This is a genomic window from Stecheria intestinalis (assembly GCF_009696165.1).
Taxonomy (GTDB): domain Bacteria; phylum Bacillota_I; class Bacilli_A; order Erysipelotrichales; family Erysipelotrichaceae; genus Bulleidia; species Bulleidia intestinalis.
The window spans coordinates 1-24671 of the sequence record NZ_VUMN01000024.1 but is presented as its reverse complement, the minus strand read 5'-3'; the positions used below and the strand labels follow the sequence as shown (position 1 = coordinate 24671).

Below are 24671 nucleotides of genomic sequence, written 5' to 3'. Positions count from 1 at the left end.
TTATAATTATTCACGGAAACTGTAAAGAGCAGGAGGTAATTATGGCATACAATCCCGGACAGCGCATCTGCATTCTCGGCGGCGGACCGAGCGGTCTTTCGATGGCGATGTATCTGGAACAGGCTGGCTATGAACACGTCACGATCCTTGAGAAGAGCGATCGGATCGGGGGCAAGTGCTGTTCTCCCCTGCAGCTTGGAAAGCATTATGAGATGGGTGCCATCATGGGTGTTCCCTCTTATCATGCCGTGAAGGAATGCATGGCATTTGCCGGCATTGCCGCAGACGGTCCGAAGATGGAGCGCGATTTCCGGCGAATCGACGGAACGGTCTATGAACCATTTCATCCGGAAGATGAATCCGAACTGAAGGACCTGCAGAGACAGCTGAGAAAACTCGGACTCCTTCTGATGAGAACGTATCAGGGCTACAATACGTGCAATCACCGGGGAATTCTGAATGGTTCCTATGAAGGCTTTCTGCCCCAGAAGCCGGATCAGTGGGTATCTGGCACGAATGAAGCATTGTCAGATCTCTCCCTGTCTTTCTCGGACTGGTGTGCCAAACATGAAGTGCCGCTGATTGAGAAGGTATGGGCAGAGCCGTTCACCGGGTTCGGATATGGATACTTTGATGAGATTCCGGCTGCGTATGTGCTGAAGTATCTGGACTTTGATACGATGATGAGCTTCATGCGGAATGATCTGCTCACGTGGAAAGATGGAACAGAGAGTATCTGGCAAAGCGTGAACCGGAAGCTGAAGCATCCTGCCGTATGCAATGCCCTGGTTTCAGAAATTATCAGGAAAGATGGACAGGTTCAGGTTGCCTGGAACGAGAATACCGAGTCATTTGATACCCTGATTGTGACAAGTCCGCTGGATCAGTTCTGCAAGTATGCAGATGTCAGTGACAAAGAACGGGAGCTGTTTGCAAAGATCCGGACTGAGGCCTACGACACGATGGCCGTTCTGACGGATCCGTCTGCTCCCCGTTCGAGCTGTTTCTTTGACAATCTGCTTCCGAAGCGGCTTGGTCATCTGATGGTTGCCTACAGCAGATGGTCCAAAGAACCGGAACAGCCGATCGTGACGTATGCCCTGCGCTGCCATACCGAAGAGAAAGAGATGACCTATGAGGATTCGAAAGCACTGGTACTGGAAGATCTGGAGCACTGCGGAGTGAAGGTCAGACAGATCCTGAATGAAGCAAGCTGGTATTACTTCCCTCACCTCTCTCCGAAGGACTATGCAGAGGGCTGGTATGACCAGGTCGAAGCGATGCAGGGAGAGAACAATACCTACTATGCTGGCGAAGTGATGTGCTTCGGAAACATGGAAGAAACGGCAGAATACGCGAAGGAACTGACAGCCCGTTTCTTTGCCCGGAAACCATTGTGAAATTTTTCGTTTCCAATCTCCGGGACCTGTGATATGATGATCACAGTTGTGAAGGAAAATCACAAAACAATCTGAAAGGGGTCAATATGGACAGGAATACGAGAATCGCGATTCTAGGAGGCGGGCCTGCTGGACTTTCCGCTGCAATGTATCTCGAGAAGAAAGGCTACGAGAACTACACGGTATTTGAGAAGAACAACCGGGTAGGCGGCAAGTGCTATTCGCCGAAGTACAAGGATGGACGTGCGTATGAGATGGGCGCAATCATGGGCTGCCCTACGTACTTTGCCGTTCAGGAGGTCATGGATTTCACGGGATACGGAGTTGACGGACCGGCGCTGGTTCGTCAATACAAGAACAAGGATGGCAAGGTCATCGATCCGTTCTCCACGAAGAATGTGCTGAATCTGCCGCATCTGCTGAGAATGAAGAATCATGTCAAGAAGCTCTGCAAGCTGCTGCAGACTAAGTATGTCGGCTATGACATCAATGGACACCGCGGCATCAGCCAGGGCCGTTATGATGGTTATGCGGCAACGAAGGAACATCAGAAGGTCAGCGGCGAGAATCCGAACCTGAAAGATCTGATGCTGCCGTTTGATGAGTTCTGCCGCATCAATGGGGTCGAAGGAGTCAAGGATCTCTGGATCGGTCCTTATACTTCCTTCGGATATGGATACTTTGATGAGATTCCGGCTGCCTATGTGCTGAAGTATCTGGACTTCGATACGATGATGGACTTCATGTATCTGAGACTCTGGACATGGAAAGACGGAACACAGTCCATCTGGGATCATCTCAACGACAAGCTGAAGCACCCTGCCCTTCTGAATCAGGAAGTCACGAAGGTCGAGCGTCATGATGGCAAGGTCTATATCACAGCCGGAAATGAAGCTCCGAAGGAATTCGATAAGCTGATCGTCACGACTCCGCTGCCTTACTTCGCAGAATATGCAGATGCGAGTGCTGCTGAGAAAGAGCTCTTCAGCAAGATCGATTATGAGCGCTATGATTCGATGGCAGTCGAGATGAAGCCTGAGAATATTCCGGATACTTCGTACTACATCTTCGAGAACATGCAGCCGGAGCGGCTCGGCCATCTGATGGTCTATTACAAGAGATGGAAGACCGACGACAAGAACCAGCCGATCACGACTTACACTCTGCGTAATCACAAGGGCCAGAAAGTACTGGACTATGAAGGTACGAAGAAGCAGGTGCTGGAAGATCTGAAGACAATGAGCAACCCGGCAGAAAACGTGATTCTCGAATGCGAGAACTACTACTTCCCGCACATCTTCACGGAAGACTACCAGGCTGGCTGGTATGAGAAAGTCGAAGGCATGCAGGGAGAGAACAACACCTTCTATGCCGGCGAGATCATGAGCTTCGGTGACATGGAAGAAGTTGCTGAATACTCCAGAGATCTCGTAGAACGTTTCTTTGCAGACTGATGAGGCACAAAAGCACTGGTTCGCCAGTGCTTTTTTCATGGATTGCCGAACTGCTGAATAGCTGCTATTTCACTCAATGCGGAATCAGCGATCTGCACCCCATCTCCTTTTATCTGAACTTCCGGAAGGCAGCAGCTGCCTCATGTACTCTGCCCGCTTTCATGTCAGAGCGATGGACACCCTTGCCTTCGGCTAACGATTCCTGCTGCCAAGTTCGCAGCGGTCTTTCACCACCTGGTTATCGCCCATGCCGGGCACACAAAAATCGGCAATCATGAAGACAATTCTGTCTCAGTGATTGCCGATATGTTCTAGTTCTGCCGATTCCTTTACTCAGCAGAAGTCAGATCTGCACCGAAGTAGGTTTCGGAAGCCTTTGCCAGGTCGCCGTCTTCTCTCATGTGCGCGATTGCTTCGTTGATTGCGGCAAGCAGCGTTGCGTTGTCATCGCCCTTGACGAGCGGGATTGCATATTCCGTTGCGTCATCGCTTCTTGCAACGATCTTCAGGCTTGTATCGCCTGTGGTCTTCAGGTAGTCCTGAACAGAGGTCTCTGCGTTGATGGTCGCATCCACCTGGCCATTGGTGACCATTGCCATGCATTCCGCCAGAGACTCAACACCGCTGACCGTTGCACCATAGGATTCGCCGAGTTCCATATACGTGGAACCGATGGAGTTTGCAGTGGTCTTGCCCTTCAGATCATCGAAACTTGTGATGTCGTCGTTGTCAGCACGGACAACCAAGACGGTATGATCATAGGCATACGGATCGCTGAAGTCATAGGTCTGCTTGCGCTCTTCGGTGATATCGACACCATTTGCGACAATATCATACACACCGGAAGATAAGCCGGTGAACAGGCCGGACCACTTCTCTTCGGTATAAGAAGGCTCTACGCCAAGATAATCTGCGATTCCTGCAGCTACATCGACATCGAAGCCGACCAGCTGATCGGAGTCATCATGGTAGCTGAACGGCTGCCAGTCTCCTTCAAGACCGATCACGAGTTTCCCGCTTTCCTTGATGCGGGCAAGATGATCCGCTGCGGCTGCAGTAGAAGCAGAAGAAGCGGAAGCAGTGGATGCGGCTGCTGCGGAAGATCCGCAGCCCGTCAGAAGCAGTGCTCCTGCTGCGATAATGCTAAGCTGTTTTTTCATGGTTCTTTCCTCCTAAACCATCCCGGTTCATTTCTGCACGGATGAATTCCTTCGTGCGGTCTTTCTGCGGATTCCCGAAGAATTCCGCAGCGGTATTCTGTTCAACGATATTGCCGCCGTCCATGAAGATGACGCGGTTTGCTACATGGCGGGCAAAGCCGATCTCGTGAGTGACGACAATCATCGTCATCCCCTCTTCGGCAAGTTCCCGCATGACATTCAGCACTTCTCCGATCAGCTCCGGATCGAGAGCACTCGTCGGTTCATCGAAGAAGATGATCTCCGGATCGGTCGCAAGCGCTCTTGCTATCGCAACCCGCTGCTGCTGGCCGCCGGAAAGCTGCGATGGATAATGGTCTGCCCGGTTGTCCATGCCGACCTTCTTCAAAAGATTCATGCCGATCTCATCAGCCTTTTCTTTCGGCATCTTCCTGGCTACGATCAGTCCCTCGGTCACGTTCTGCAAGGCCGTGCGGTTTGCGAACAGGTTGTAGTTCTGGAACACAAAGCCGGTATGCATGCGGATCTTCGCGATATCGTGATGAGACATATGGGCAAGATCATAGTTATGATCATGGAAGATCATCGTTCCGCTGTCTGGTGTTTCAAGAAAGTTCATGCACCGAAGCAGCGTCGTCTTTCCGGATCCGGAAGGACCGAGAATCGCCACGACATCGCCGCGCTCCACGGTTACCGAGATACCATGCAGGATCTCATTGCCGGAAAATGCTTTCCGGATGTCTTTTACTTCCATCACACTCATTTCCGGACTCCTCCATAGCTGGCCAGCTTCTTCTCACCCCATGCCTGGATGCGGCTGAGCACGGTCGAGAACATCAGATAGATGAAGGCAAGCTCCAGATAGATTGCCATGAACTGATACGTTCTTCCGGCAATGCGCTGGGCTGCGAAGAACATCTCTGCCACGGTGATGTTGCTGGCCAGAGACGTATCCTTGACCATGCCGATCAGGGAATTGAACAGCGGCGGGAAAGCAGTCCGGAAGGCCTGCGGCAGCACGATGTGCCACATGACCTGCACGAATGAGAGCCCGGAGCAGTAGCCTGCTTCTAACTGTCCTCTCGGAACAGCTTCAATTGCTGCCCGCATGGTCTCTGCACAATACGCACCTTCATTGATTGCAAACACGATGACCGCAGCGGGGAAGGCCTGAACCTTCACCCCGATTGACGGCAGACCGAAGAATACGACATACAGCTGAACCAGCAGCGGCGTGCCGCGGATGATCCAGATATAGACTCTTGCCAGATCCTTCAGCACCGGTACTTTTGCATACTGAATCAGGGCAGTGATGACAGCGATCACAAGTGCTCCCCCGAACGCCAGCAGCGTAAGCGGGATTGTCATCGTCAGGCCCGGAATCAGGATCTTCATGAACGAGTCTGCGAGAATATTCCAGATGTTCTGTGTCATGTCTCCCCCTTTTCAAATGGCAATCTTACTGCAGTTTCCTCAAACTGTCCTGCAGAATGCCCAGGAAATAAGAAAGCGGTGAGAATAGTTCCCGCCGCTCACTCTGAATCCGTTTCAGGCGTTCAGCTCATTTCCTGTCAGCAGGAAATAAGCCTCACGATATTTGGCAATGGTCTTTTCAATCACTTCTTCCGGAAGCGATCCGTCATTGTCCGGATTTGCCTTGAGCCAGTCCCGGACAAACTGCTTATCAAAGGAAGGCTGGCTGTGTCCGGGCTCATAGCCTTCTTTCGGCCAGAAGCGGGAGCTGTCCGGCGTGAGCATCTCATCGCCGAGCACCACATTGCCCTCTTCATCAAGACCGAATTCAAACTTCGTATCCGCGATCAGAATACCGCGGCTTTCCGCATAATCTGCGCACTTCTGATAAAGCGCAATGGTCAGATCGCGGATCTTTTCTGCATACTCTCTGCCATGACCCGGGAACTTCTTCTCGAGGACAGGAATGGACTGCTCGAAACTGATGTTTTCATCATGTTCGCCGAGCTCTGCTTTCGTGCTCGGAGTATAGATCGGTTCCGGAAGCTTTTCGCATTCCTTCAGTCCTTGGGGAAGACGGATGCCGCAGACGGTTCCGTTCTTCTGATAGGAATTCCAGCCGCTGCCCGTGATATAGCCGCGGACAATGCACTCAATCGGAATCATCTCCAGCTTTCTGCACAGCATGGATCTGCCTCTGTACGCATCATTCCGGAAGAATTCCGGCATATCTTCGACGTCGGTGCTGACCATGTGGTTCTTTGCAGTATCCTTCGTGAAGTCAAACCAGAACCTCGACATCTGGGTGAGCACCTTTCCCTTATCAGGAATCGGGTTCTTCAGAATGACGTCAAATGCGGAGATACGATCGGTCGCTACCATGACAAGCTTATCGCCGGTGTCATAGATCTCGCGGACCTTGCCTTCCTTGATCGGTGAGAATTCCTTCATCTGCTTTCTGCCTCCGTCTTCTAATAGACAGGCAACATTGTAGCAGAAACTGCACGGACGAACAGATGAATTTCCTGTTTCCTACGCCGCTAATTCGCTTTTCACAGCTCTGGAAGAACGAAGCGAGGCAGCCGGGGCAAGCACCCCTGTCTTCTGCAGCACTTCCTTCACTTCCTTGACCGGGGTGATCTCGAGCTTATCCTTGACTTCCTGCGGAACATCCTTGAGATCCTCCACATTCTCCTGAGGGATGAAAACATGCTTCACACCAGCCCGCTGAGCCGCCATCAGCTTCTCAGGCAGACCGCCGATCGGCATCACATGACCCCGCAGAGAAACCTCACCAGTCATTGCAATCGCTGCCGGAACCGAACGGTTCATGACCAGCGAAGCAATTGCTGTCGTTAAGGTGATGCCAGCTGAAGGACCATCCTTCTTGACTGCACCTTCCGGCACATGGATATGCAGATCATTCTTTTCGAACAGCTCTGCCTTATCCGGGAACATCGACTTCACGAGGGAGATGGCAATCTGCACGGATTCCTTCATGACATCGCCAAGCTGACCCGTCACGATGACTTTTCCGTTCCCTTTCGTGAACAGCGTTTCGATATAGAGAATCTCGCCTCCCGCTGCCGTCCAGGCAAGACCCGTCACAATACCTGGCTTCTTCTCTTCCAGCACTGTCTCATGATGGATCGGCTTCTGATCGAGGAAGTCGTTCAGATTGCGCTTAGTAACCCGGAAAGATTCTTCTGGATTCTCTGCAACCTTGACCGCACTGACTCTTGCGATCGTATCCAGGCGCTTCTTCAGACCGCGGACACCAGCCTCCATCGTGTAGTCGCTGATGATCGTCTTCATCGCTTCATCGGTGATGGAAAGCTGATCCTTGGTAAGACCTGCCAGTTCCAGAGACTTCGGCAGCAGATGTCTTCTTGCAATCTCGAACTTTTCATTCGGGGTATAGCCGCTGAACGGGATGACCTCCATCCGGTTCAGCAGAGGCTCCGGAATCGTATCTGTCGTATTTGCCGTGCAGATGAACATCACATTGCTGAGATCATACGGCACATTCATGTAGTGATCCGTGAAGTTCTTATTCTGCTCCGGATCAAGAACTTCCAATAGAGCCGAAGCCGGATCGCCATTATACGAAGCCCCGAGCTTATCTACCTCATCCAGCACCATGACCGGATTGGAGGCTCCGGCCTTCGAGATGCCATCCATGATTCTGCCAGGCATTGCGCCGATATACGTTCTGCGATGGCCGCGGATATCTGCCTCATCCCTGACACCGCCCAGTGCGACTCTGACATACGGACGATCCAGGGCTTTGGCAATGGAGCTTGCAATGCTCGTCTTGCCGGTACCAGGAGCACCCACAAACAGCAGGATCGAACCAGACTGCGTATGTTTCAGATTCATGACCGCAATCTGCTGGATGATCCGCTGCTTGACCTTATCGAGGCCATAGTGCTGATCATTCAGGATCTTCTCAGCCTTCTTCAGGTTGATCGTCTCTGCCTCCGGTGCCTTCCAGGAAAGCGAAGTCACGAAGTCCAGATAGTCATAGAGCGTTCCGTATTCCGGGCTGTTCTTGCCCTCCTGCTTCATGCGATTCAGCATCTTCTCGGCTTCGCGGCGGGCTTCGTCGTTCATATCGCTCTCGCGGATCTTCTTCTCGAAGCGCTGCACATCGCTGACATTCTCCGGATGCATCTCATCGAGCTCATTCTGCAGGTAGTCGATCTGCTTGCGGATCGCAGCTTCCCGATACGACTTCTGATAGTCTTCTTCGGTTGCGGTATTTGCCTCGGCTGAGACATTTGCCATTTCGAGATACTCATACAGCATGGATTCCATCTTATCCATGCGCTCTCTCTTGCTGTCCATCTGCAGCAGCTGGAAGCGCTGTTCTCCAGTCAGCTTCATCCAGTAGCTCATGGTTGCCAGCACTTCGCTGACATGGTGCCATACGTCCACGAACGGTTCAGCAATCTTGCCCCACTGGAACTTCGACATATACTGGCGGACAAGATTCTTGATGCCCTCGAGTTGTTTCTGCTCCTCAGCTTCGTCGAGATCATCGACGTCTGCCATTCTCGCAGCATTCACGGTCAGAGAGTGATCAGCATGGATTGTCACAGCTTCAATAGATACCCGCGGTCCGCTCTGGATCGTCAGATATCCGCCCGGATTGACTTCCCGGATCTCGCCGGTTACGCCGATCGGATAGAAGCTGTCTTCTTTCCATGGCATCTGCTGGCCATCCCGGACCAGCAGGAAGATCACCCGGTCATTGACCGCAGGGTCTGCTCCGGTCATCTGTTTATAGTAATCCGCAGGGAAGAACATGAGCGAATCCGGAAGTACTGCCGAATTGAGAATTGGTAATACTGTCATAGTAATATCCTCCTTTTTCAAGCACTCGAGCAATCAGAGTGCTAAATCGAAGGTAAAAAAATAAGCAGGAAACCCTTCGATCACTCGCTTGACACCTGTCAAGTTTGTATCCGTATTATGATTCCAACATTGACAGTTGTCAAGCATAATAGTATAAAAAATCTGGAATCGGGAGGAAAGACATGTACTGCGGATCCAATACGACTGCCCTTGCAAATCAGAAACTGATCGGAGATGCTTTTCTGAACCTCCTGAAAACAACCCCGTTTGAAGAAATCTCCGTATCGGAGATCTGTCTGGAAGCAGGCGTCAGCAGGCAGACCTTCTATTCGCTGTTTCAGAACAAGGAAAACGTCATCCGCTATGAGCTGGAACGCGTGTGCTGCTATGACTGCGACCAGCATTCCTGCTCGGACAATCCGCTCTACTCCCTGTCAGAACATTACAGCAGATACATTCTCGACAACCGGGAACTGCTTCAGCTGCTCTATCAGAACCATCTGCTCGGGGTCCTCGAGGAGATGCAGTATCAGGATTTCATGAACTGTCCGGACTTCATGGAACAGTTAAGACCAAGCGAGCGCAGCTATTTTGCCTGCTTTGTGGCGGGCGGTCTTTCTTCGATCACGTCCTGCTACCTGAGCAGCGGAGCCAGTGCGACACAGGAATTCCTCGCTGATATGATCCGTTCCCTGTTCAGCGGCAGCTATCTCAATCTGTAAAAAAGAAGAGATCAGCTCTCTTCTCTTCCATGAATCACAAAGTCAAGCAGCGCTTCCGCTGCTTTTTCAATGCCATGATCTCCTTTCCCCGGAAGACCAAGGCATGTATAGATCTCACCGATCGGAATATTCTGTTCTTTCATGGCCGTGAACATTTTATCGATGATCGGCTGGCATTCTTCCTGCCGCTGCATCGGTCCGAACGGATTGGCAAAGTAAGTGGTGGAGATGCCGTTCTCCTGGGTGGTGCCTAAGGCAAACCGCTTGCCCTCGACAAATGGCTTCTCGGTTTCCGCAACGCTGCCATCCAGCCATTCCAGGCCTCTTTTGTCGGTATAGTTATTGGCATACAGGAAGCAGTCTATCGGATGTTCTTCCGTGATTGCGGAATACGGAGCAGCCGGCAGCACGACTCTTGCATTGGCTTTCTCCGGATTGAAGAAGATCGAACGATCGAGATCCTTATAGGCAGTTCCCCGGTCCAGATCATCCAGGCGGACAAACGCACCGATTTCGGTTCCTTCGGCCCGCACTTCGCCATGTTCATCGAGGTGCAGCGTGCCCATATCATCAAACACCGTCTCCTGATGATCAATCAGATACTTTCCGGCAATGCTGAGGGCTTCGATCGTCTCCGACTTTCCTGCCCCGGAATCGCCCATGAACAATAGTCCCTTCTTCGTTCCGTCCTTGAGATACAGATTGACCATAGCGCCATGAATCGGCAGCCAGCCCTTCTCCATCATCGCAAGATTATGCAGGGTCAGGATTGCTTTCTTCGTATAGCCGAAATAATCAATCTCCAGGGCATCGCTGACCTTTCCGACCCACATTCCGGCATCTTTGTCTTCATAGAATACGGTGTCTTTTGTTCCATCCTGGTTTCCGAACAGCAGGATCGCATCTGGTTTCTTTCCGATGCAGTCTTTCGGTCTGGCCAGCGCGAAGAGATTGGAACAGCTCACCGCACTTGTGATGTAGCTGCGATGGAAGTAGCAGTAGATCAGCATCTCGCCGACACTGGCCGGATAGCAGATCCATTCGTTCTTCTGCCCGGAAAAGTCTTCAATCGGATTATGGTCTGCATCGATGAACTTGTTCGTGCGCTTGCTGGACTTCGGATGCAGGAGCAGCGGAGTTCTGAGCATGACCATCGAGATGAACGGAATGTCCTTTAACACTTCATACCCTTCCGGAATCGGCCATGCATAGCTTTCCAGCAGCAGGCTGGCATTGGTGCCGGCCTGAAGCTGGCGGTAGACATTGGAATATCCGCCCTGCACCTTCTCCTGGATGGCCCGGTAGAACTGCAGTGCGATGGAATTGATCTCATTATCCGCATCGATGAAGGCATCAATCCGGTAGCTGCTGGAACGGCTCGCATGGAGCAGAGAATACCGCTGCAGGCTGCGCCAGTAGTGATATCCTTCCTCGACGATTTCCAGGAATACATGAGGCAGTTTCACATATGGCACATCGACCTGGTCGAAGTTCATGATCAGCAATAGATTGAGCACGGACTTCAGATCCTTCACGATGCTTTCCTGATCCGGGTGGTCCTTGATCAGAAAGTGGTACAGATCCCGGTGATGTTCAGAAAGATACACGACATAACGGTTCAGAAATTCCGTGAATGCCTCGGAATCCACCAGCTGATGGGCATTGGTGATATAGGCCGCGCTGTAGTCGATAATGCAGGTGTTCTCATGAAAATAGCATGCTTCAGTCATTGAATTCCTCCGTTTCTCTGAATGTGTTTGATTTCACTATAATCAGGAGAGCGGAAATTCCGATGCACAGATTGGCCGAAATGGATATTTTCAGGAGTCATGCATGCAGAGAAGGATCAGTTTTCTTCTCTTCCCCCCATAATGCCATAGAGATCTTCCTCTCCCGGCTTCCAGTCCAGGAAGTCCTGCTGGTTCCGGAATACCTTTCTGGCAGTATTCTCCAATAGTGCAAAGAGATCGCCATAGCGGGACATTCTGGACTCCTGATGCGACTGGTTCCATTCGAGAATCCGGTCATACGCTTCTTCTGGCGCATCATGGAAGACTTCGTCATAGGCACTGTCTCCCTGCACGGTCCAGATCGTGGATCCGTCTTTCAGGTCCTCGACTGCTGCATATAAAGTCATGCCATCTTCCGTGAACTCTGCTTCCGCAACATGCCTGACCCCTTCATCGTTTCTCAATACGCCGATGCGCACATGCGTCACTTCAATCGGCGAAACAGTATCGTCTGGAATCGGCAGCTCGATCTGATTTCTGCCTGCTTCAAGGAATAATTCATGGGCAAGTTTCCGGAAAGCAAAGCAGCGCATGTCATCATAGGCTTCCGGAGAAGCCTCCGACTGTTCTGCCTCAGGCACGTCTTCATTGCAGTAGAGACGATACGAATCACCAAGCTCAAAGCCGAGGAATCTTGTCGCATGAGAAAGCTCATAGCGCATGGAGCCATGGTCCATGATCACCTGAAGATACAGACGATTCTCTCCTTCGATGCGATACTGTTCGGCGTAGCCAAGTACACTGCCATCTTTCTGATAGCGGAATCCGTATCTCGTTCCGAAGCCTCTTGTGTCATAGACGGCATTCAGTGCTCCAGAGGCTTTCTCATCCATGCGCTGATCCATCAGCAGAAAGACTTCTGCAAACGGACTATCAAGAGTTTCCATCAGCGAATGCCAGCATTCTTCAGGCTTTCTGCCCGGTTCCTGTCCTTCGTAGACCGAACTTGCCGAAAAGACAGGAACGGTATTCGGAATCACCATCTCCTTTAGAAACCAGGTCTTTCCCTCTGTTTCAACTTCCGCTTCTGCCTTATACAGGAAGTTCAGCATTGCTCCTTCTGCCGGAATCGCCAGGACGCTGCTGGTCTTCAGCAGAAGATCCGATGGGGCGGAAAGCTTCTGCTTCCAGGATTCCAGCTGATCTCGGCTCCATCCTTCTTCCAGGGCAGTTCTGAGCAGCGCTTCTTCTTTCTGTTCCGGATCAAGCAGATCCAGATCATTCGCTTTCAGCACCTGATCAGTCCGGACGGCAGACCAGTGCTCAGATACCGCCTGGTTCAGCACTGCATTCCGCTCAGGACACGAGGGAACCGGTTTCTTCAGTTCTTCCTGGATCTCAGCAGCTTTCACGGCATTGCCGTATTTCATCGTATGTGCTATTTCTCGGAAATATTCGTTCATCTCTTCTCCTTCAGTCAAGAAAACCGCAGATATTCTGCGGCTTTCACTATCGGTTCGGATTGGAATTTCAGTTTTCTTCGCTGTCGCTGGATTCATCAGCAGGTTCGATCTTCTTTTTCAGTTCCTCGACATCCTGCTTGAGGTTTTCCATCAGAGCTTTCTTCGCTTCAATCTGGCGTTCCAGACTGTGAATACGGTCATAATCTTCCGTCTCGAAGGACTTCACCTGCAGGCTGTTGATCTCGCTGCGGGTCTCTTCGATCTTGGCTTCCTTGCGGGCCAGGGCATCCTGGAAACGCTTCTGGCTGTCAGAATGCTTGCCATCCCAGAACGCTTCCTTAGCGGTCTTGAATTCGTTCCAGAGCTTGTCTCCCTCTTCCTTGCCGCAGTATCCGGCAGCCTTCCATTCCTTGTCCAGCTGCTTCATGCGCTCGGTGATCTCCTTGGAGTAGTCACCCTTGGAAGTCAGTTCCTTTGCCTCAGCAATCAGGCTCTTCTTGGCAGCGACACTTGCCTTGCGGGCAGCCTCACGCTCATCGAAGAACTTGCGGCGCGCATCATAGAACACCTGACGAGCTTCGTTGAAGCCCTTCCAGAGTTCCTCATCCGTATCATGGCCAGCAGATCCGGCAGCCTTCCAGCTGTCCATCAGCTGATTCATCTGATCTGCAGCAGCCTTGTAGCTGGTGACATTCGCAGCAACTTTCTTAGCCTCTTCAATCAGCGCTTCCTTCTTCTGCTTCGCTTCTGCTCTGACGGTATCCAGGTTGTCAAAGTAAGCTCTGCGGCGATCATTGAACTCTCTGCGAGCTGAGCTGAATGCCTGCCACAGATCATCATCCTGGGCACCGGCAGAACCGATCTGCTCCCAGGAATCCTGCAGATCGCGGAATGCCTGCTGTGTATCCTTCCACTTCGTGGATTCCTTCAGCTCAGCAGCCTTATCGACCAGCTTCTGCTTCTCAGCCGCATTTGCCTTGGCAGCCTCAGCTCTGACGCCGAACTGCTCGCAGGCCTTTGCAAAGCGCTCGTTGCTTTCCTTTTCCTTCGGCGTTCCGAAGTCATGCATCGCATCATACTTTGCCTTCAGATCTGCCAGCTTCGCTTCTGCATCTGCTGCATTGCTGTTCACAGCTGCTTCTGCTTCGCGGCAGAGTTCCTGCTTTGCATCAATTCCATTCTCCAGCTGATCGAGTGCATCATCCTTGAACTCGGTTCCGTATTCCAGAGCTCCGCCCTCGCATGCCGGATGTTTCCAGGAGAACATCGTGAAGGTACCATCGCATTCGATGCCATACCATCTTCCATGTCCGTCCTCTTTCTCTTCACTTGCCATCACCGGATTCTGAGCTTCGTCGACGGCACCGTAAATCACTTCATATACCTTTCCGCCGAACTTCTTATGCGGGCGAATCTTCACCTTCGCATATTTCTCATCAAAACCAGGCAGCATTGCTTTCCAATCCATACTATCTCCTCCGCAACCAATGAATATCTTACCTTATTTACCCCCAAATGACACGCTTTTTCCGCATTCCGGGCCAATTTTCGTCTATTTTTCCGAAGATCCGAGCCTTCCGTAGAGGGCTGACAGGTCATGCATACTCCCGGCAAGATCGTCTGACAGGAACCCCGGCAGCACGCGCCACCTCCAGCTGTTTCCGGAGGTGCCTGGCACATTCATCTGAGCCTCCCTGCCCTTGACCAGATAGTCCTGGATCGGAATGATGCAGAGATCTGCCGTGCTGCGATACGCTTCCCGGATCAGATCCCAGGTCAGCTGGCCGTAATCCGAATTCATCGAATTCAGATACCTGCGCAAGAAGTCTCTGGATCCGTCATTCAGCTCCTCAATCCATGCCCGTACCGGCGGATTGTCATGCGTTCCGGTATAGACGACGCAATGATGATCATACCGGTACGGCAGATAGATGCTGTTCCAGGACGTGAAGGCATATTCCAGAATCTTCATGCCCGGAATCCCGGTATCATTCAGCAGCTTCGTATTCTCTTCCGTCACATTGCCGAGGTCTTCAGCAATCAGCCGAATCAAAGGACATTCCTCCTTCAGTTTCCTGAAGAAGCTCATGCCAGGTCCCTTCCGGAGCGTTCCATGTTCTGCCGTCTTCTCGCCATACGGAATTGCGTAATACTCCGAGAAGCCATGGAAGTGATCAATTCTCGTCACATCATAGAATTCCATGCTGCGCTTCATTCTCAGCATCCACCAGCTCATTGCATGATCCGGCTTCTTCCAGTCATAAACCGGATTCCCCCACAGCTGGCCGGTGCTGCTGAACGCATCCGGCGCACAGCCCGCCACCTCCATGGGCGTTCTATCCTTTTTCATCGCAAAGACATCCGGATGAGCCCAGGCATCTGCACTGTCGAGAGATACATAGAACGGCATATCTCCGATGATATCGATGCCATGTTCTCCAGCATATTCATGCAGGCTGTTCCACATCTTCTCTGCTTCAAACTGCTGAAAGAAGATAAACGAAATCAGTTCTTTCTGTTCTTCTTCTACCTGCTCCAGAGCGTCCTTATTTCTGGTCTTGAATGGCAGATCCCATTCCTGCCAGCTCTTTCCCTGTTCCAGCTGCTTGATCGCCATGAACAGTGCATAGTCTTCCAGCCAGTACTGCTCTTTCCTGCAGAAAGACTGATAGTCTTCCTGCTGACCCATGCCTCGTTCAAAGAAGCGGTCTGCCGCAATCTTCAGAACCAGATAGCGATTCTGATATAACGCTCCGTAATCCACAGACTCCGGATCGCTGCCCCAGAAACGTTCCTGCAGTTCTCCTTCGGAAAGCAGTCCCTCTGCTTTCAGCTGATCCAGATCGATGAAGTACGGATTGATCGCAAAAGCGGAAATGGAAGCATATGGAGAATCTCCGAACACGGTCGGACCGATCGGAAGAATCTGCCAGGCACTCTGGCCTGCTTGTTTCAGAAACCGGATGAACTCTCTGGCCTCTTCTGAAAAACTGCCAATTCCGTAAGGAGACGGCAGAGATGAAATCGGATAAAGAACTCCGCAACTGCGCTGCATAAATGATTTTCCCTCGTTTTCTGCCGCTATTGTACCGCAGGCCTGGTCCCGTGTCTGCTCAAGAAAATATCTTTCCCTCGTTTCTAAAAATCTCATGCAAAAAAAGTACTGGACTTTTCTTTTTGTTGTTGTAATATAAATAACGCAATGCGGACATGGCGGAACTGGTAGACGCGCTGATTTCAGGGGTCAGTGGGGAAACTCGTGCAGATTCGAATTCTGTTGTCCGCACCATAGGAGAACGGCTGAATAAGCCGTTCTTTTGTTATATTCTCCGGATAAAAAGCACTGATGAACAGTATCGTCTTCAGTGCTTTCTTCTATGATCCGGTGTCATTTTCCCGGCCGTTCTTCTTTCATGCATGTATTGTCACTTCACTGCTTTCAGGCACAGCCAGATATTCTTCGTATCTGTCTGGATATCATGGAAGCCTGCTTCCTTGACATCCTCCCACGAATAGAATTCGTGGGATTCCTGCTGTGCGGATCAAGATTGCACAGTCTTGTCTTACAGAGTATTCAGCGCCGCTTGTATGCACTTGATATCTCACATACGCCCAGTCGCATATAGGCTCCGCAGATAGTCGGCTTCGCCGGATTTCCGCACACTGTGCGTACTTTCGTGTGGCCCGTCCGATGTCTGGAACGGTTGATCTTTCTGGATTCAGAAGCCCCAGCAGGCTTGATTGCTTATGCCGGCTGCCTTCATAGCCGCCAGCTCACGGTTGGAAATGTCTGCAAACTTCTCAAAATCGTTAATACATGCATCGATGTCCGGCGCATTCAGCGTATCAAGCGTATGCCGGATCAGGAATGCAGAGTACAGATCCCTCTGTACTGTGATACCGGAAATGATCTTGTATCGCTCATTCACCGGAGACGGAATATATTCTCCGGTATCGTGATGGAATTGAGACGCTTTATAGGCAGAAGTCCGAATCTCATAGTACGGGATATCCATAACTTCTGCTTTTCTCTTCAGCTCCAGAAGGAATCTGCCTGGAGCGTGATTTTTAATCGAATGACCGTATCGCTTCTTCCGCTTGTACTTATGGATAATCTTTCCGTTTATTGCAGCTCCCCTGTCGCTCCGTTCGGTCTTTTTCGATCTTTTCTGCATTGCCTTCAGACTGACCGGTTCAACGATCACTTCGTTCGCGCTGCTCAGAATGCGGTTGATCTGCCGCCGATGAGAACAGAGGATATAAGCAGCTTCTTTTCTGTGCAGAACACGAATTCTCTTTTTCAGACGATTTGCCTGCCGGGAGATGTGCCATTTCTTTTTACCTTTTCGGACAGTTCCGTCGTCTGCATAGTTATCCGGATTTGCCATTCGCATCTTATGATCAAGAAGAGCCTGCAGATGCCGGACCTCTTTCTCATAGCGGATGGAATCCGGTGCCAGATTTTCCAGCATCACTTTTTCTTCCGATTCTGCGGCAACCGTTGAAGTCCCAATGTCAATGCCGACTCTGTGCCCTTGTCTGGTTTTTTCTTTATGCGGAGGGTCGCCTTCCAATACAATGACGGCATAATATTTCCATCCGCTGCTGAATTCGATCCGCTTCAGATAACAGTAGCGCACCCGGGCGCCTTTGTCCCTGACAGACTGCAAATATGCCGAATCCGGAGCCTTCAGTGCATAGTGACGTTTCATAAACACAAGATCATTCCATCCGTTCAGGCGAATCCCATTATTGTCTTTCTGGGGAATGGTATCCATATCCGTAAGCCTCTTAAAATGCAGGGATCTGCCTTTGCCATAGAGAACGGATTCAGCTCCTTTCCATACCTGGTCGGCGATCGCCTGCATCTGATGGGAAGTAAGCCATGCACTGTATCTGTGCTGCTGAACAGAAAGGTATTTTTCAAAATCTGTTTTGGAGAGGCCATATGATTTCTGCTTTTCCTGCATTAGCGCAGAAAGTTCTTTCTTCCGGCGTTTCTGAGCTTTGCTCAGGTCTTCTGTCTTCTTCCCTGAGAATCTGCGCCCGTATTCTTCTCTTGCATTCCGATAGGCACGATCAGAATTCAGCGCATTCATCCTCTGCTGTGCACAACAGACCATGAGATTGCTGGATTTCCATGCATAGAAAAAGCATTTATTGAAATGCGCTTCTGCAGATTTATCTGTATCAATTGGAATCCGTACCGTGAACATAAATGCTCTCTCCTAAGGTCTTGTCTTCTGCGTCTCTACATAATTCTGTATCGCGGCAGAACTCACATTTCCTGCTGTTGAGACAAAATAGCTTCGCGTCCATAAGGCGGACATCGATTTCAATGCAGGAAACTGCATTCTGATTTTGCGGGAAGTCGCGCTCTTGATCCATTTCATGATTTCATAAGGCGCCGTTGTGGGCGGAGCAGAAACAAACAGATGCACATGATCGTGATGGCACTCCATTGCAAGGATCTGAAGATCGTGCTGCCCGCACACTTCTGCCACCAGGTTTCTGAAGTATTCTTCTACGTCCGCAAGGTCGAATATTTTTCTGCGATAGCGAGGGCAGAAAACGAAATGATAATTCAGCAGCGAAACTGTCGTATTTGTGCGTCTGTATTCGTCTTTTTTCATATATTCTGTATAGCATGCCATGTAGCTGTAATATGCTATCAAAAGCTAAATTGTTAACAAATTTTATCCCGCCTAACCAACGATTGAAATACGTTGGCTTGCGGCGGCGGAAATTCTGTCAGACTTGCCATAGCTGTCTTTTCTTCTCCAGTTCTACAAGCAACATCCTTCTCTTTTCTTCAGAAAAGTTCATGGCCGAAAGGACAAAGAAGATAATCGAATGCATTACTGCATGAAGAAATGCTTCATCCTGCTGTTCTTCCGTCAGATTCTGAAAGATCAGTTCCCCGATCCCGCCGGCAAGAAACTGTCCGCGGGTAAGATACTCTGCTTCGGGACAGATTCCGTTCTGATATAGAAATTCTGCCCAGAGCTCTGCCATCGCACTGGTCACCTGGCTGCGCACGTCCAGGATGAACAGACGATCCATAGCAGCAGCTCCTGAAGGCAGAAACCGGCTGTATTGTTTCAGGCTCTTCTCCATCAGCAGAGTCATCTGAATCAGCAGATCTTCCATGGTTCCGGAAGAATTGCAGAAAGCTTCTTTCCATTCCGAGAGATAAGCATCCCAGCTGCTTCGATGCATGCATGATAGAGAACATCCCTGGACGAAAAGTAATAGTAGAAGACACTTGGCGAAGCAGTCTTATTCCCTACCGCATCCAGCACATTGCGGATCGAGACATGCTCATACCCCTTCTCCAGGAATAACTGCTCTGCGGCATGGATGAATTCTTCTTTTCTGATTTCCGGATTTCCCGCTTTTCTCTTTCATAAAAAGTGATTCTATAAATAAGCTGCCACGGCAGTCTGCTTCAGGCGATGTAAATGTCAGTTTAGACTAACTTTATTAGATGATTTCTGATATGAGCATCCAGCACAGAAAAATCAGCTTCTGAGGAGGTTCATTCAGAGGCTGATTCATGCATGTATCACACTTTTGCTTCTCAGTTCATTTCTGCTTCAGCATATCACTGAGAAGTTCTCTGGCTTTCTGATCATCTGCTTCGGTGAATCCTTCTTCGCTGATGACTGAGATTGCCCACGGCTTCAGGTACGTCATCGGAATATCATCGAGGATCAGAAATGCTTCATAGTCCGGATGTTCTTCCAGATAGGCAGAGATTTCCTGCTCTCTCGGAGCATCTTCTTCCTGGGTCGTGCCGGCTGATTTCACCGATCTGTCCAGACCTGCATCATACAGTTTCTGCATGCATGCTTCAGCGCCGAGGAATCGCCAGGAAGAAGCGATCACGATGGAGAGATCATACTCCAGGCACAGCCGTCCGACTCTCTGAACAATTTCCGGGCGGAAGAATTCAAAGCGATTCTCTGCGATGGCTTTCTGAAATTCTTCGGTATCCGGTTTTGGCGGAACGTTCACGACGCCGTCAAAGTCCAGAAACAGATAGCGGATGCCGGTATTCTGCTTCTGCGATCTGCGCATGGTATGGCGGATGTGATAGGCAAACAGAACGTGATTCATCTCTTCCTCTTCAGCAGTTTCAGTTTCGATGCAGTCCAGTCATAGGCACGGCTGATTGCAGCAGTCAGGACCGGCACCAGGATTGCGCCCGGAATGACAATCAGAAGGTCAATCCATTCAGCCTGCACCTGCAGGACATCCTGGAACAGAATGAGGCTGACCAGGATCAGTGCCCCCATCGTCCAGATGACTCCGACTCTGAGCTTTGTCGGAGGATAGTAGACCTTATACAGGGTATAGAGATACGTGAAGCAGGTCAGCAGGACAAAGATCATATCCGCTCTTGCTTCATGCATATGGAATACATCGGAAAGCAGAGAAACCAGAACGGCAGAAAGGAATACGGTAATCGAAGAAGGAAAGGCATTGCGGAATGCTTTGGAAAGAAAGCTTCCCTTCACGCGTTCAAACGATGGTTCCATCTGCAGGATGAACGTCGGGACGCCGACTCCGAAGGTGCTGATCAGAGAAAGATGAATCGGCAGGAATGGATATTCCTGATGGCCGATGATCGTATAAAGCACTGCCAGCAGTACTGAGAAGCCGGTCTTGACCAGATACATGGAGCTTGCCCGGCTGATGTTGTTGATGACTCTGCGGCCTTCCTTGACGATGTCCGGCATAGTACCGAAGTCACTGGTCAGAAGGACGATGTTGGCGCTGTCTTTTGCGGCAGAAGAACCTGCTGCCATTGCGATGCCGACGTCTGCAGTTTTGAGGGCAGGCACATCATTGACACCATCGCCGATCATGGCAACCGTATGGCCCTGTTCCTGCAGAGCTTTCACCATTGCCTTCTTCTGCTCCGGAAGCACTCGGCCGAATACCGTGAAGTCCGTCAGTCCGCTCATATTGCGATGGCGGTTCTGGCTCATATCCACATAGCGGTCTGCCCGGTCGATGCCGGCGCTTTGTGCTAAGGCAGAAACAGTTCTCGGATCATCGCCCGAGATGACTTTCAGGCTGACGCCCTGATCATGGAAATACCGGATGATCTTTTCTGCATTCGGGCGCAGCACATCCCTGATCGTGATCATGGCCACAGGTTCAAGATCTTTCGGCAGGGAATCTTTTGAAATGGTGTCTTCCACGGAATGAGCAAGAATCACAACCCGGCATCCTGCCGCAGCAAAATCCTCAAGCCGATGATTCAGAGACGGAATTCCCTCCGGAAACAGGAAATTTGCAGCCCCGAGATAAAAGCTTCCTTCTCCTGCAAACACCAGGCCTGCATATTTGCGATCGGAAGAAAACGGAAGAATATCTTTTTCTGCATACAGCTTATTTTCAGCAAAGTGATCATGCAGAGCTTTATCGGTCGCATTTCCTTCCGAGAATACCCGGACATAGCTGCCCATGATGGAATTGATATGATTCAGATCTGCGTCTTCCAGCGGAATCACATCCTGGACCTTCATGGTTCCCTGGGTCAGGGTTCCGGTCTTATCCAGGCAGAGTACATCGACTCGGGCCAGAGATTCAATGGCATAAAGATCCTGGACCAGTACATGGTTCCGGCTCAGCCGGATCGTGCTGACTGCTAACGCAACACTCGTTAAGACAACCAGTCCTTCCGGAATCATGCCGACTAATGCGGATACGGTTTTCAGAATCGCCTCTGACCACGAAAGATGAAGCACGAAGTATTGAATCAGAAACAAAGCTGCGCCTACCGGTCCGATGATAGCCGTGATCACCTGCAGTATTTTCTGAAGTTCTTCCTGCAGCATGGATCTGGCTGGCTTGTACTTGCGGGCGTCCTTCATGATCGTCTCGCTCGCATTGTCTTTGCCAGTATGAAGAACCGTGCATTCGGCCGAGCCGGACGTGATGATCGTGCCCGCATAGAGCAGGTCTCCCTGCTTGCGGATCAAAGCTTTCGACTCGCCCGTCAGCATGCTTTCATTGACTTCCAGGTAGCCCTCTTCCACAACTGCATCAGCAGGTATCTGCATGCCGTTTTTCAGACGGATCGCATCGCCTGGTACAAGCTGGTCTGAACGAAGCACGATCCATTTTCCATCCCTGCATACTTCAATCTCGGCAGCCACCAGCAGGGACATCTTGTCCATGACCTGCTTGGCCTTGAATTCCTGCAGAGTTCCGATGATGGCATTGGCACAGATCGTCAGATAAAACAGCGCATTAGAAATCTGTCCGGTAATGAGAACCAGAACCAATAGAATCGTATTGATCAGATTGAACAGCGTGAATACATTGCCCTTCACAATCTGCGGATACGTTCTTGTCATCCGCTCCGGAGACTGATTCAGCTTTCCTTCTGATGCAAGCCGATCTGCTTCCTTCTGAGTCAGTCCTCTGCTCATTCCGGATCAGCTACCTCTTTTCCAAGTATCATTTCCGCCATCCTGCGGCGCATTCTGCCCGCGCTTTCTGAGGGCAGTACATTCTCTTCACAGGATCTTACTTCGGAGGCATAAAGATCCGCAAATGAGCCAGCAGAACGAGGCTTCATGCCTGCACACACCGCTGCCAGAAACGCCGAAGCATGAGCAGCTCCGCTGCCGGAGAGATCCTTGTCATTCATCGTCTTCGGAGCAGGAATCGAGATGCAGGAACGTCCCTCTGCATAGAGGCAGCCCCCATTCTGCAGATAGACGATGACCGTATTTCCGGTTTCCTTCGTCACCGACTGCACGATCGCAATCAGGCTGTCTCCCTGTCCTCTTGCCAGCGTCCAGGCTTCTGCTTCTGTCAGATGCATGACCGGATGCAGCCCATACAATGCCTTCATGAGCAGAAGATCAATCATCACACCCTGCTCGCCCAGCCTTAAGAAGATCTTTCCACGCCAATTCTTCAGCACCTTTAACAGTTCGTCTTTCCTTTCATGCGCAAAGAGATCCCCGCTTACATACAGCCAGGAAATCTCACTTTCATCAATTCCTTCCAGTTCCGAAGCATCAAAGCTGTATTCGGAACCAGGCACCATCATCATGCCGGTATTTCCCTTCGGATCAATCATGGTATACGTGCATCCGGTGATGCCGGAAACCTTCAGAGGCGGAGTGATTCCCCTTGCTTTGAGGGATTCTCTCACGAAGTCTGCATACTGCCCTTCTCCTGCAGACGAAAGGAGCGTATATGGCATATTCAGAGACTGAAATACTGCTGCCGCACAATATCCCTCTCCTCCTGCCCTAAGCCAGGTTCTTTCTGCATTCAGGTCTTCATTGCCTTTCGGAAGCGCCTTTACCGAAGCTGCAAGATCTGCAGCCGATGCGCCGATCATCAGTACGTTTTTCATGTTACTTATTATAGAATGCAATCTTCCGGTTCAAGAAACGTTTTTCCAGGCAGAAATCCGGAAGTGTCAAAAAAGCTGAACTGCATCTTCATGCATGTTCAGCTTTTTCTGATGGTGGTCCCAGGCAGAATTGAACTGCCGACACCGGCATTTTCAGTGCCGTGCTCTACCGACTGAGCTACAGGACCAATGGTTGCGAGGGAAGGATTTGAACCAACGACCTCCGGGTTATGGGCCCGACGAGCTACCAGGCTGCTCTACCTCGCGATGTGAAATAAAACTTGAATCAGGATGTAACAGAATCGATGGCGGAGGAACTGGGATTCGAACCCAGGCGCCACTTGCATGACCTGCCGGTTTTCAAGACCGGTCCCTTCAACCGCTTGGGTATTCCTCCAGTCCAGTGGAACCTGCAGGACTCGAACCTGCAACCAGTCGGTTATGGGCCGACAGCTCTAACCGATTGAGCTAAGGTTCCAATCGATTGAAACCTGACTCAGGAATGGTAGCGAGGGTGAGACTCGAACTCACGATCTTCCGGGTATGAACCGATTGCTCTAGCCAACTGAGCTACCTCGCCATAGCATATGGTCGGGATGGCAGGATTTGAACCTGTGACCCCTTGATCCCAAATCAAGTGCACTACCAAGCTGTGCTACATCCCGATAATGGTGCGCCGAACAGGAGTCGAACCCGCAACCTTTTGATTCGTAGTCAAATGCTCTATCCAGTTGAGCTATCGGCGCATGTGCACATCAAATTCAGTGCCTACCTATAGTATCAGACCTCCGGAGGAATTGCAAGCAGCTTTGCAGAATGTTTTCCGTGAAAATTTTCACTCGGTCTGTCCTGCTCCTCCTGAGTTTAATACCAGATAATCAATAGGATTCGGATTTTGGCGATGATATCGCCTTTTATATTGTCAACAGTTTATATATTCTGTGTTCCCAGTTATTCCCAGTTATGATATAATTTCTCTGGAGGTCCCTTTATGTACGTAGAAACCACCACCTACGCCAACGGAGAGGTCGCTATTTTCCTTCGTGGTAAACAGTATAAGGACGGCAGATGGGTCAATATGCCTGCTCAGTTTCTCGGCCTTGTCAGTGACTTTCCTCAGTATGAGGATCCTGTTGCCCATTTCAGGCAGTTCTATAAAGAAGAAACGAAGAAGCAGAAAGCACAGGAAAAGCTGGATGCTCTGAAAAGCGATTCTTCTTCGGTATCGATCATGCTCAATCTGAATGAGCAGCTCGGCCTTGGAGAATCTGCAGTTCGGAATATCGGTTATGTTGCGTTCAAACGGATCTATAAAGAGTTAAGACTTGATGAATTCTGGAGGAGACAGACCAGGGGCTTGAAGATCGAGTATGACATGGAGAAGATTTTCTATCTGCTGGTGAGTTGCAGAACTAAACGCAACTTTGCATAAGTTAATGCAACTACCCCCTGAAAGTTGGTATTCAGAAAGAATATAATCTGATTAATTTACCGGAAAAAGTAAGGCTAACTTATGTTTTCCGGT

At 50.5% G+C, this 24671-nt stretch carries 19 protein-coding genes and 8 tRNA genes; 5 read left to right on the top strand and 22 right to left on the bottom strand.

Translation table 11 applies throughout. The annotated features are described in order from the left end of the window. Positions 1-41: 41 nt before the first annotated feature. Positions 42-1400: an FAD-dependent oxidoreductase gene (locus tag FYJ51_RS09700; RefSeq protein WP_154505301.1), complete on the top strand. Its 1359-nt coding sequence runs from the start codon at positions 42-44 to the stop codon at positions 1398-1400. A gap of 86 nt (positions 1401-1486) precedes the next feature. Next, positions 1487-2854 (top strand): FAD-dependent oxidoreductase, encoded by a 1368-nt coding sequence (locus FYJ51_RS09695; RefSeq protein WP_154505299.1) that lies wholly within the window; start codon positions 1487-1489, stop codon positions 2852-2854. Positions 2855-3183: 329 nt separating this feature from the next. Here FYJ51_RS09695 and FYJ51_RS09690 read toward each other — a convergent pair whose 3' ends face one another. From FYJ51_RS09690 to lon, 5 genes are all read right to left on the bottom strand, one after another. After that, positions 3184-4014 (bottom strand): transporter substrate-binding domain-containing protein, encoded by an 831-nt coding sequence (locus tag FYJ51_RS09690; protein WP_105304105.1) that lies wholly within the window; start codon positions 4012-4014, stop codon positions 3184-3186. Next, entirely contained in the window at positions 3998-4777 is a 780-nt protein-coding gene (locus FYJ51_RS09685) for an amino acid ABC transporter ATP-binding protein (RefSeq protein ID WP_105304106.1), read from the bottom strand. Before FYJ51_RS09685 ends, FYJ51_RS09690 begins: the two co-directional genes overlap by 17 nt. Then, the gene (locus FYJ51_RS09680; RefSeq protein ID WP_105304107.1) at positions 4774-5448 is read right to left on the bottom strand and encodes an amino acid ABC transporter permease; all 675 of its coding nucleotides are present in this window, start codon (positions 5446-5448) and stop codon (positions 4774-4776) included. The genes FYJ51_RS09685 and FYJ51_RS09680 overlap by 4 nt, the downstream gene beginning before the upstream one ends. Positions 5449-5562: 114 nt before the next feature. Next, positions 5563-6438, bottom strand: a complete 876-nt coding sequence (locus tag FYJ51_RS09675; protein WP_154505297.1) for a phosphoribosylaminoimidazolesuccinocarboxamide synthase — start codon at positions 6436-6438, stop codon at positions 5563-5565. 81 nt (positions 6439-6519) lie between these two features. Continuing rightward, positions 6520-8844, bottom strand: coding sequence for an endopeptidase La (gene lon, locus FYJ51_RS09670; protein ID WP_154505295.1), 2325 nt, complete (start codon positions 8842-8844; stop codon positions 6520-6522). Positions 8845-9026: 182 nt separating this feature from the next. On the opposite strand from lon, the gene FYJ51_RS09660 reads away from it, so the two are divergent. Next, the gene (locus tag FYJ51_RS09660; RefSeq protein ID WP_105304110.1) at positions 9027-9566 is read left to right on the top strand and encodes a TetR/AcrR family transcriptional regulator; all 540 of its coding nucleotides are present in this window, start codon (positions 9027-9029) and stop codon (positions 9564-9566) included. Positions 9567-9577: 11 nt separating this feature from the next. Here the strand turns inward: FYJ51_RS09660 and FYJ51_RS09655 are convergent, their stop codons facing one another. The 4 genes from FYJ51_RS09655 to malQ form a co-directional block, all read right to left on the bottom strand. Continuing rightward, the gene (locus tag FYJ51_RS09655; RefSeq protein ID WP_154505293.1) at positions 9578-11296 is read right to left on the bottom strand and encodes a phosphoenolpyruvate carboxykinase (ATP); all 1719 of its coding nucleotides are present in this window, start codon (positions 11294-11296) and stop codon (positions 9578-9580) included. A gap of 116 nt (positions 11297-11412) precedes the next feature. Further along, positions 11413-12759 carry a hypothetical protein gene (locus FYJ51_RS09650; protein WP_154505291.1) on the bottom strand — a complete coding sequence of 449 codons (1347 nt, stop codon included), beginning with the start codon at positions 12757-12759 and terminating at the stop codon, positions 11413-11415. Positions 12760-12826: 67 nt separating this feature from the next. Next, positions 12827-14227 carry a DUF349 domain-containing protein gene (locus FYJ51_RS09645; protein WP_105304113.1) on the bottom strand — a complete coding sequence of 467 codons (1401 nt, stop codon included), beginning with the start codon at positions 14225-14227 and terminating at the stop codon, positions 12827-12829. Positions 14228-14311: 84 nt separating this feature from the next. Then, positions 14312-15814, bottom strand: a complete 1503-nt coding sequence (malQ, locus tag FYJ51_RS09640; protein WP_154505289.1) for a 4-alpha-glucanotransferase — start codon at positions 15812-15814, stop codon at positions 14312-14314. Positions 15815-15963: 149 nt separating this feature from the next. Here malQ and FYJ51_RS09635 point away from each other — a divergent pair. After that, positions 15964-16048 (top strand) — tRNA-Leu (locus tag FYJ51_RS09635). Between the two features lie 430 nt (positions 16049-16478). Here the strand turns inward: FYJ51_RS09635 and FYJ51_RS09630 are convergent. The 13 genes from FYJ51_RS09630 to FYJ51_RS09565 form a co-directional block, all read right to left on the bottom strand. Continuing rightward, positions 16479-17975: a hypothetical protein gene (locus tag FYJ51_RS09630; RefSeq protein WP_105304115.1), complete on the bottom strand. Its 1497-nt coding sequence runs from the start codon at positions 17973-17975 to the stop codon at positions 16479-16481. A gap of 12 nt (positions 17976-17987) precedes the next feature. After that, a complete protein-coding gene (tnpA, locus tag FYJ51_RS09625; protein ID WP_154505332.1) occupies positions 17988-18392 on the bottom strand; it encodes an IS200/IS605 family transposase in 405 nt (134 codons plus the stop codon). Between the two features lie 118 nt (positions 18393-18510). Next, a complete protein-coding gene (locus tag FYJ51_RS09620) occupies positions 18511-18978 on the bottom strand; it encodes a hypothetical protein (RefSeq protein WP_154505287.1) in 468 nt (155 codons plus the stop codon). A 366-nt stretch (positions 18979-19344) separates the two neighbouring features. Continuing rightward, the gene (locus FYJ51_RS09610; protein ID WP_105304119.1) at positions 19345-19878 is read right to left on the bottom strand and encodes an HAD domain-containing protein; all 534 of its coding nucleotides are present in this window, start codon (positions 19876-19878) and stop codon (positions 19345-19347) included. Beyond that, positions 19875-22205: an HAD-IC family P-type ATPase gene (locus FYJ51_RS09605; protein WP_154505285.1), complete on the bottom strand. Its 2331-nt coding sequence runs from the start codon at positions 22203-22205 to the stop codon at positions 19875-19877. The genes FYJ51_RS09610 and FYJ51_RS09605 overlap by 4 nt, the downstream gene beginning before the upstream one ends. Next, on the bottom strand, positions 22202-23146 hold the full coding sequence (locus tag FYJ51_RS09600; protein WP_154505283.1) for a PfkB family carbohydrate kinase: 945 nt from the start codon (positions 23144-23146) through the stop codon (positions 22202-22204). Before FYJ51_RS09600 ends, FYJ51_RS09605 begins: the two co-directional genes overlap by 4 nt. A gap of 112 nt (positions 23147-23258) precedes the next feature. Continuing rightward, a tRNA-Phe gene (locus FYJ51_RS09595) sits at positions 23259-23334 on the bottom strand. 2 nt (positions 23335-23336) lie between these two features. Next, positions 23337-23413, bottom strand: a tRNA-Met gene (locus FYJ51_RS09590). Between the two features lie 39 nt (positions 23414-23452). Then, positions 23453-23543, bottom strand: a tRNA-Ser gene (locus FYJ51_RS09585). 7 nt (positions 23544-23550) lie between these two features. Beyond that, positions 23551-23624 (bottom strand) — tRNA-Ile (locus tag FYJ51_RS09580). A 25-nt stretch (positions 23625-23649) separates the two neighbouring features. After that, positions 23650-23726, bottom strand: a tRNA-Met gene (locus FYJ51_RS09575). A gap of 8 nt (positions 23727-23734) precedes the next feature. Further along, positions 23735-23811, bottom strand: a tRNA-Pro gene (locus FYJ51_RS09570). Positions 23812-23815: 4 nt separating this feature from the next. After that, positions 23816-23892 (bottom strand) — tRNA-Arg (locus FYJ51_RS09565). Positions 23893-24137: 245 nt separating this feature from the next. Between FYJ51_RS09565 and FYJ51_RS09560 the strand changes: the two genes are divergently transcribed. After that, on the top strand, positions 24138-24578 hold the full coding sequence (locus FYJ51_RS09560; protein WP_154505281.1) for a hypothetical protein: 441 nt from the start codon (positions 24138-24140) through the stop codon (positions 24576-24578). Positions 24579-24671: the final 93 nt, after the last annotated feature.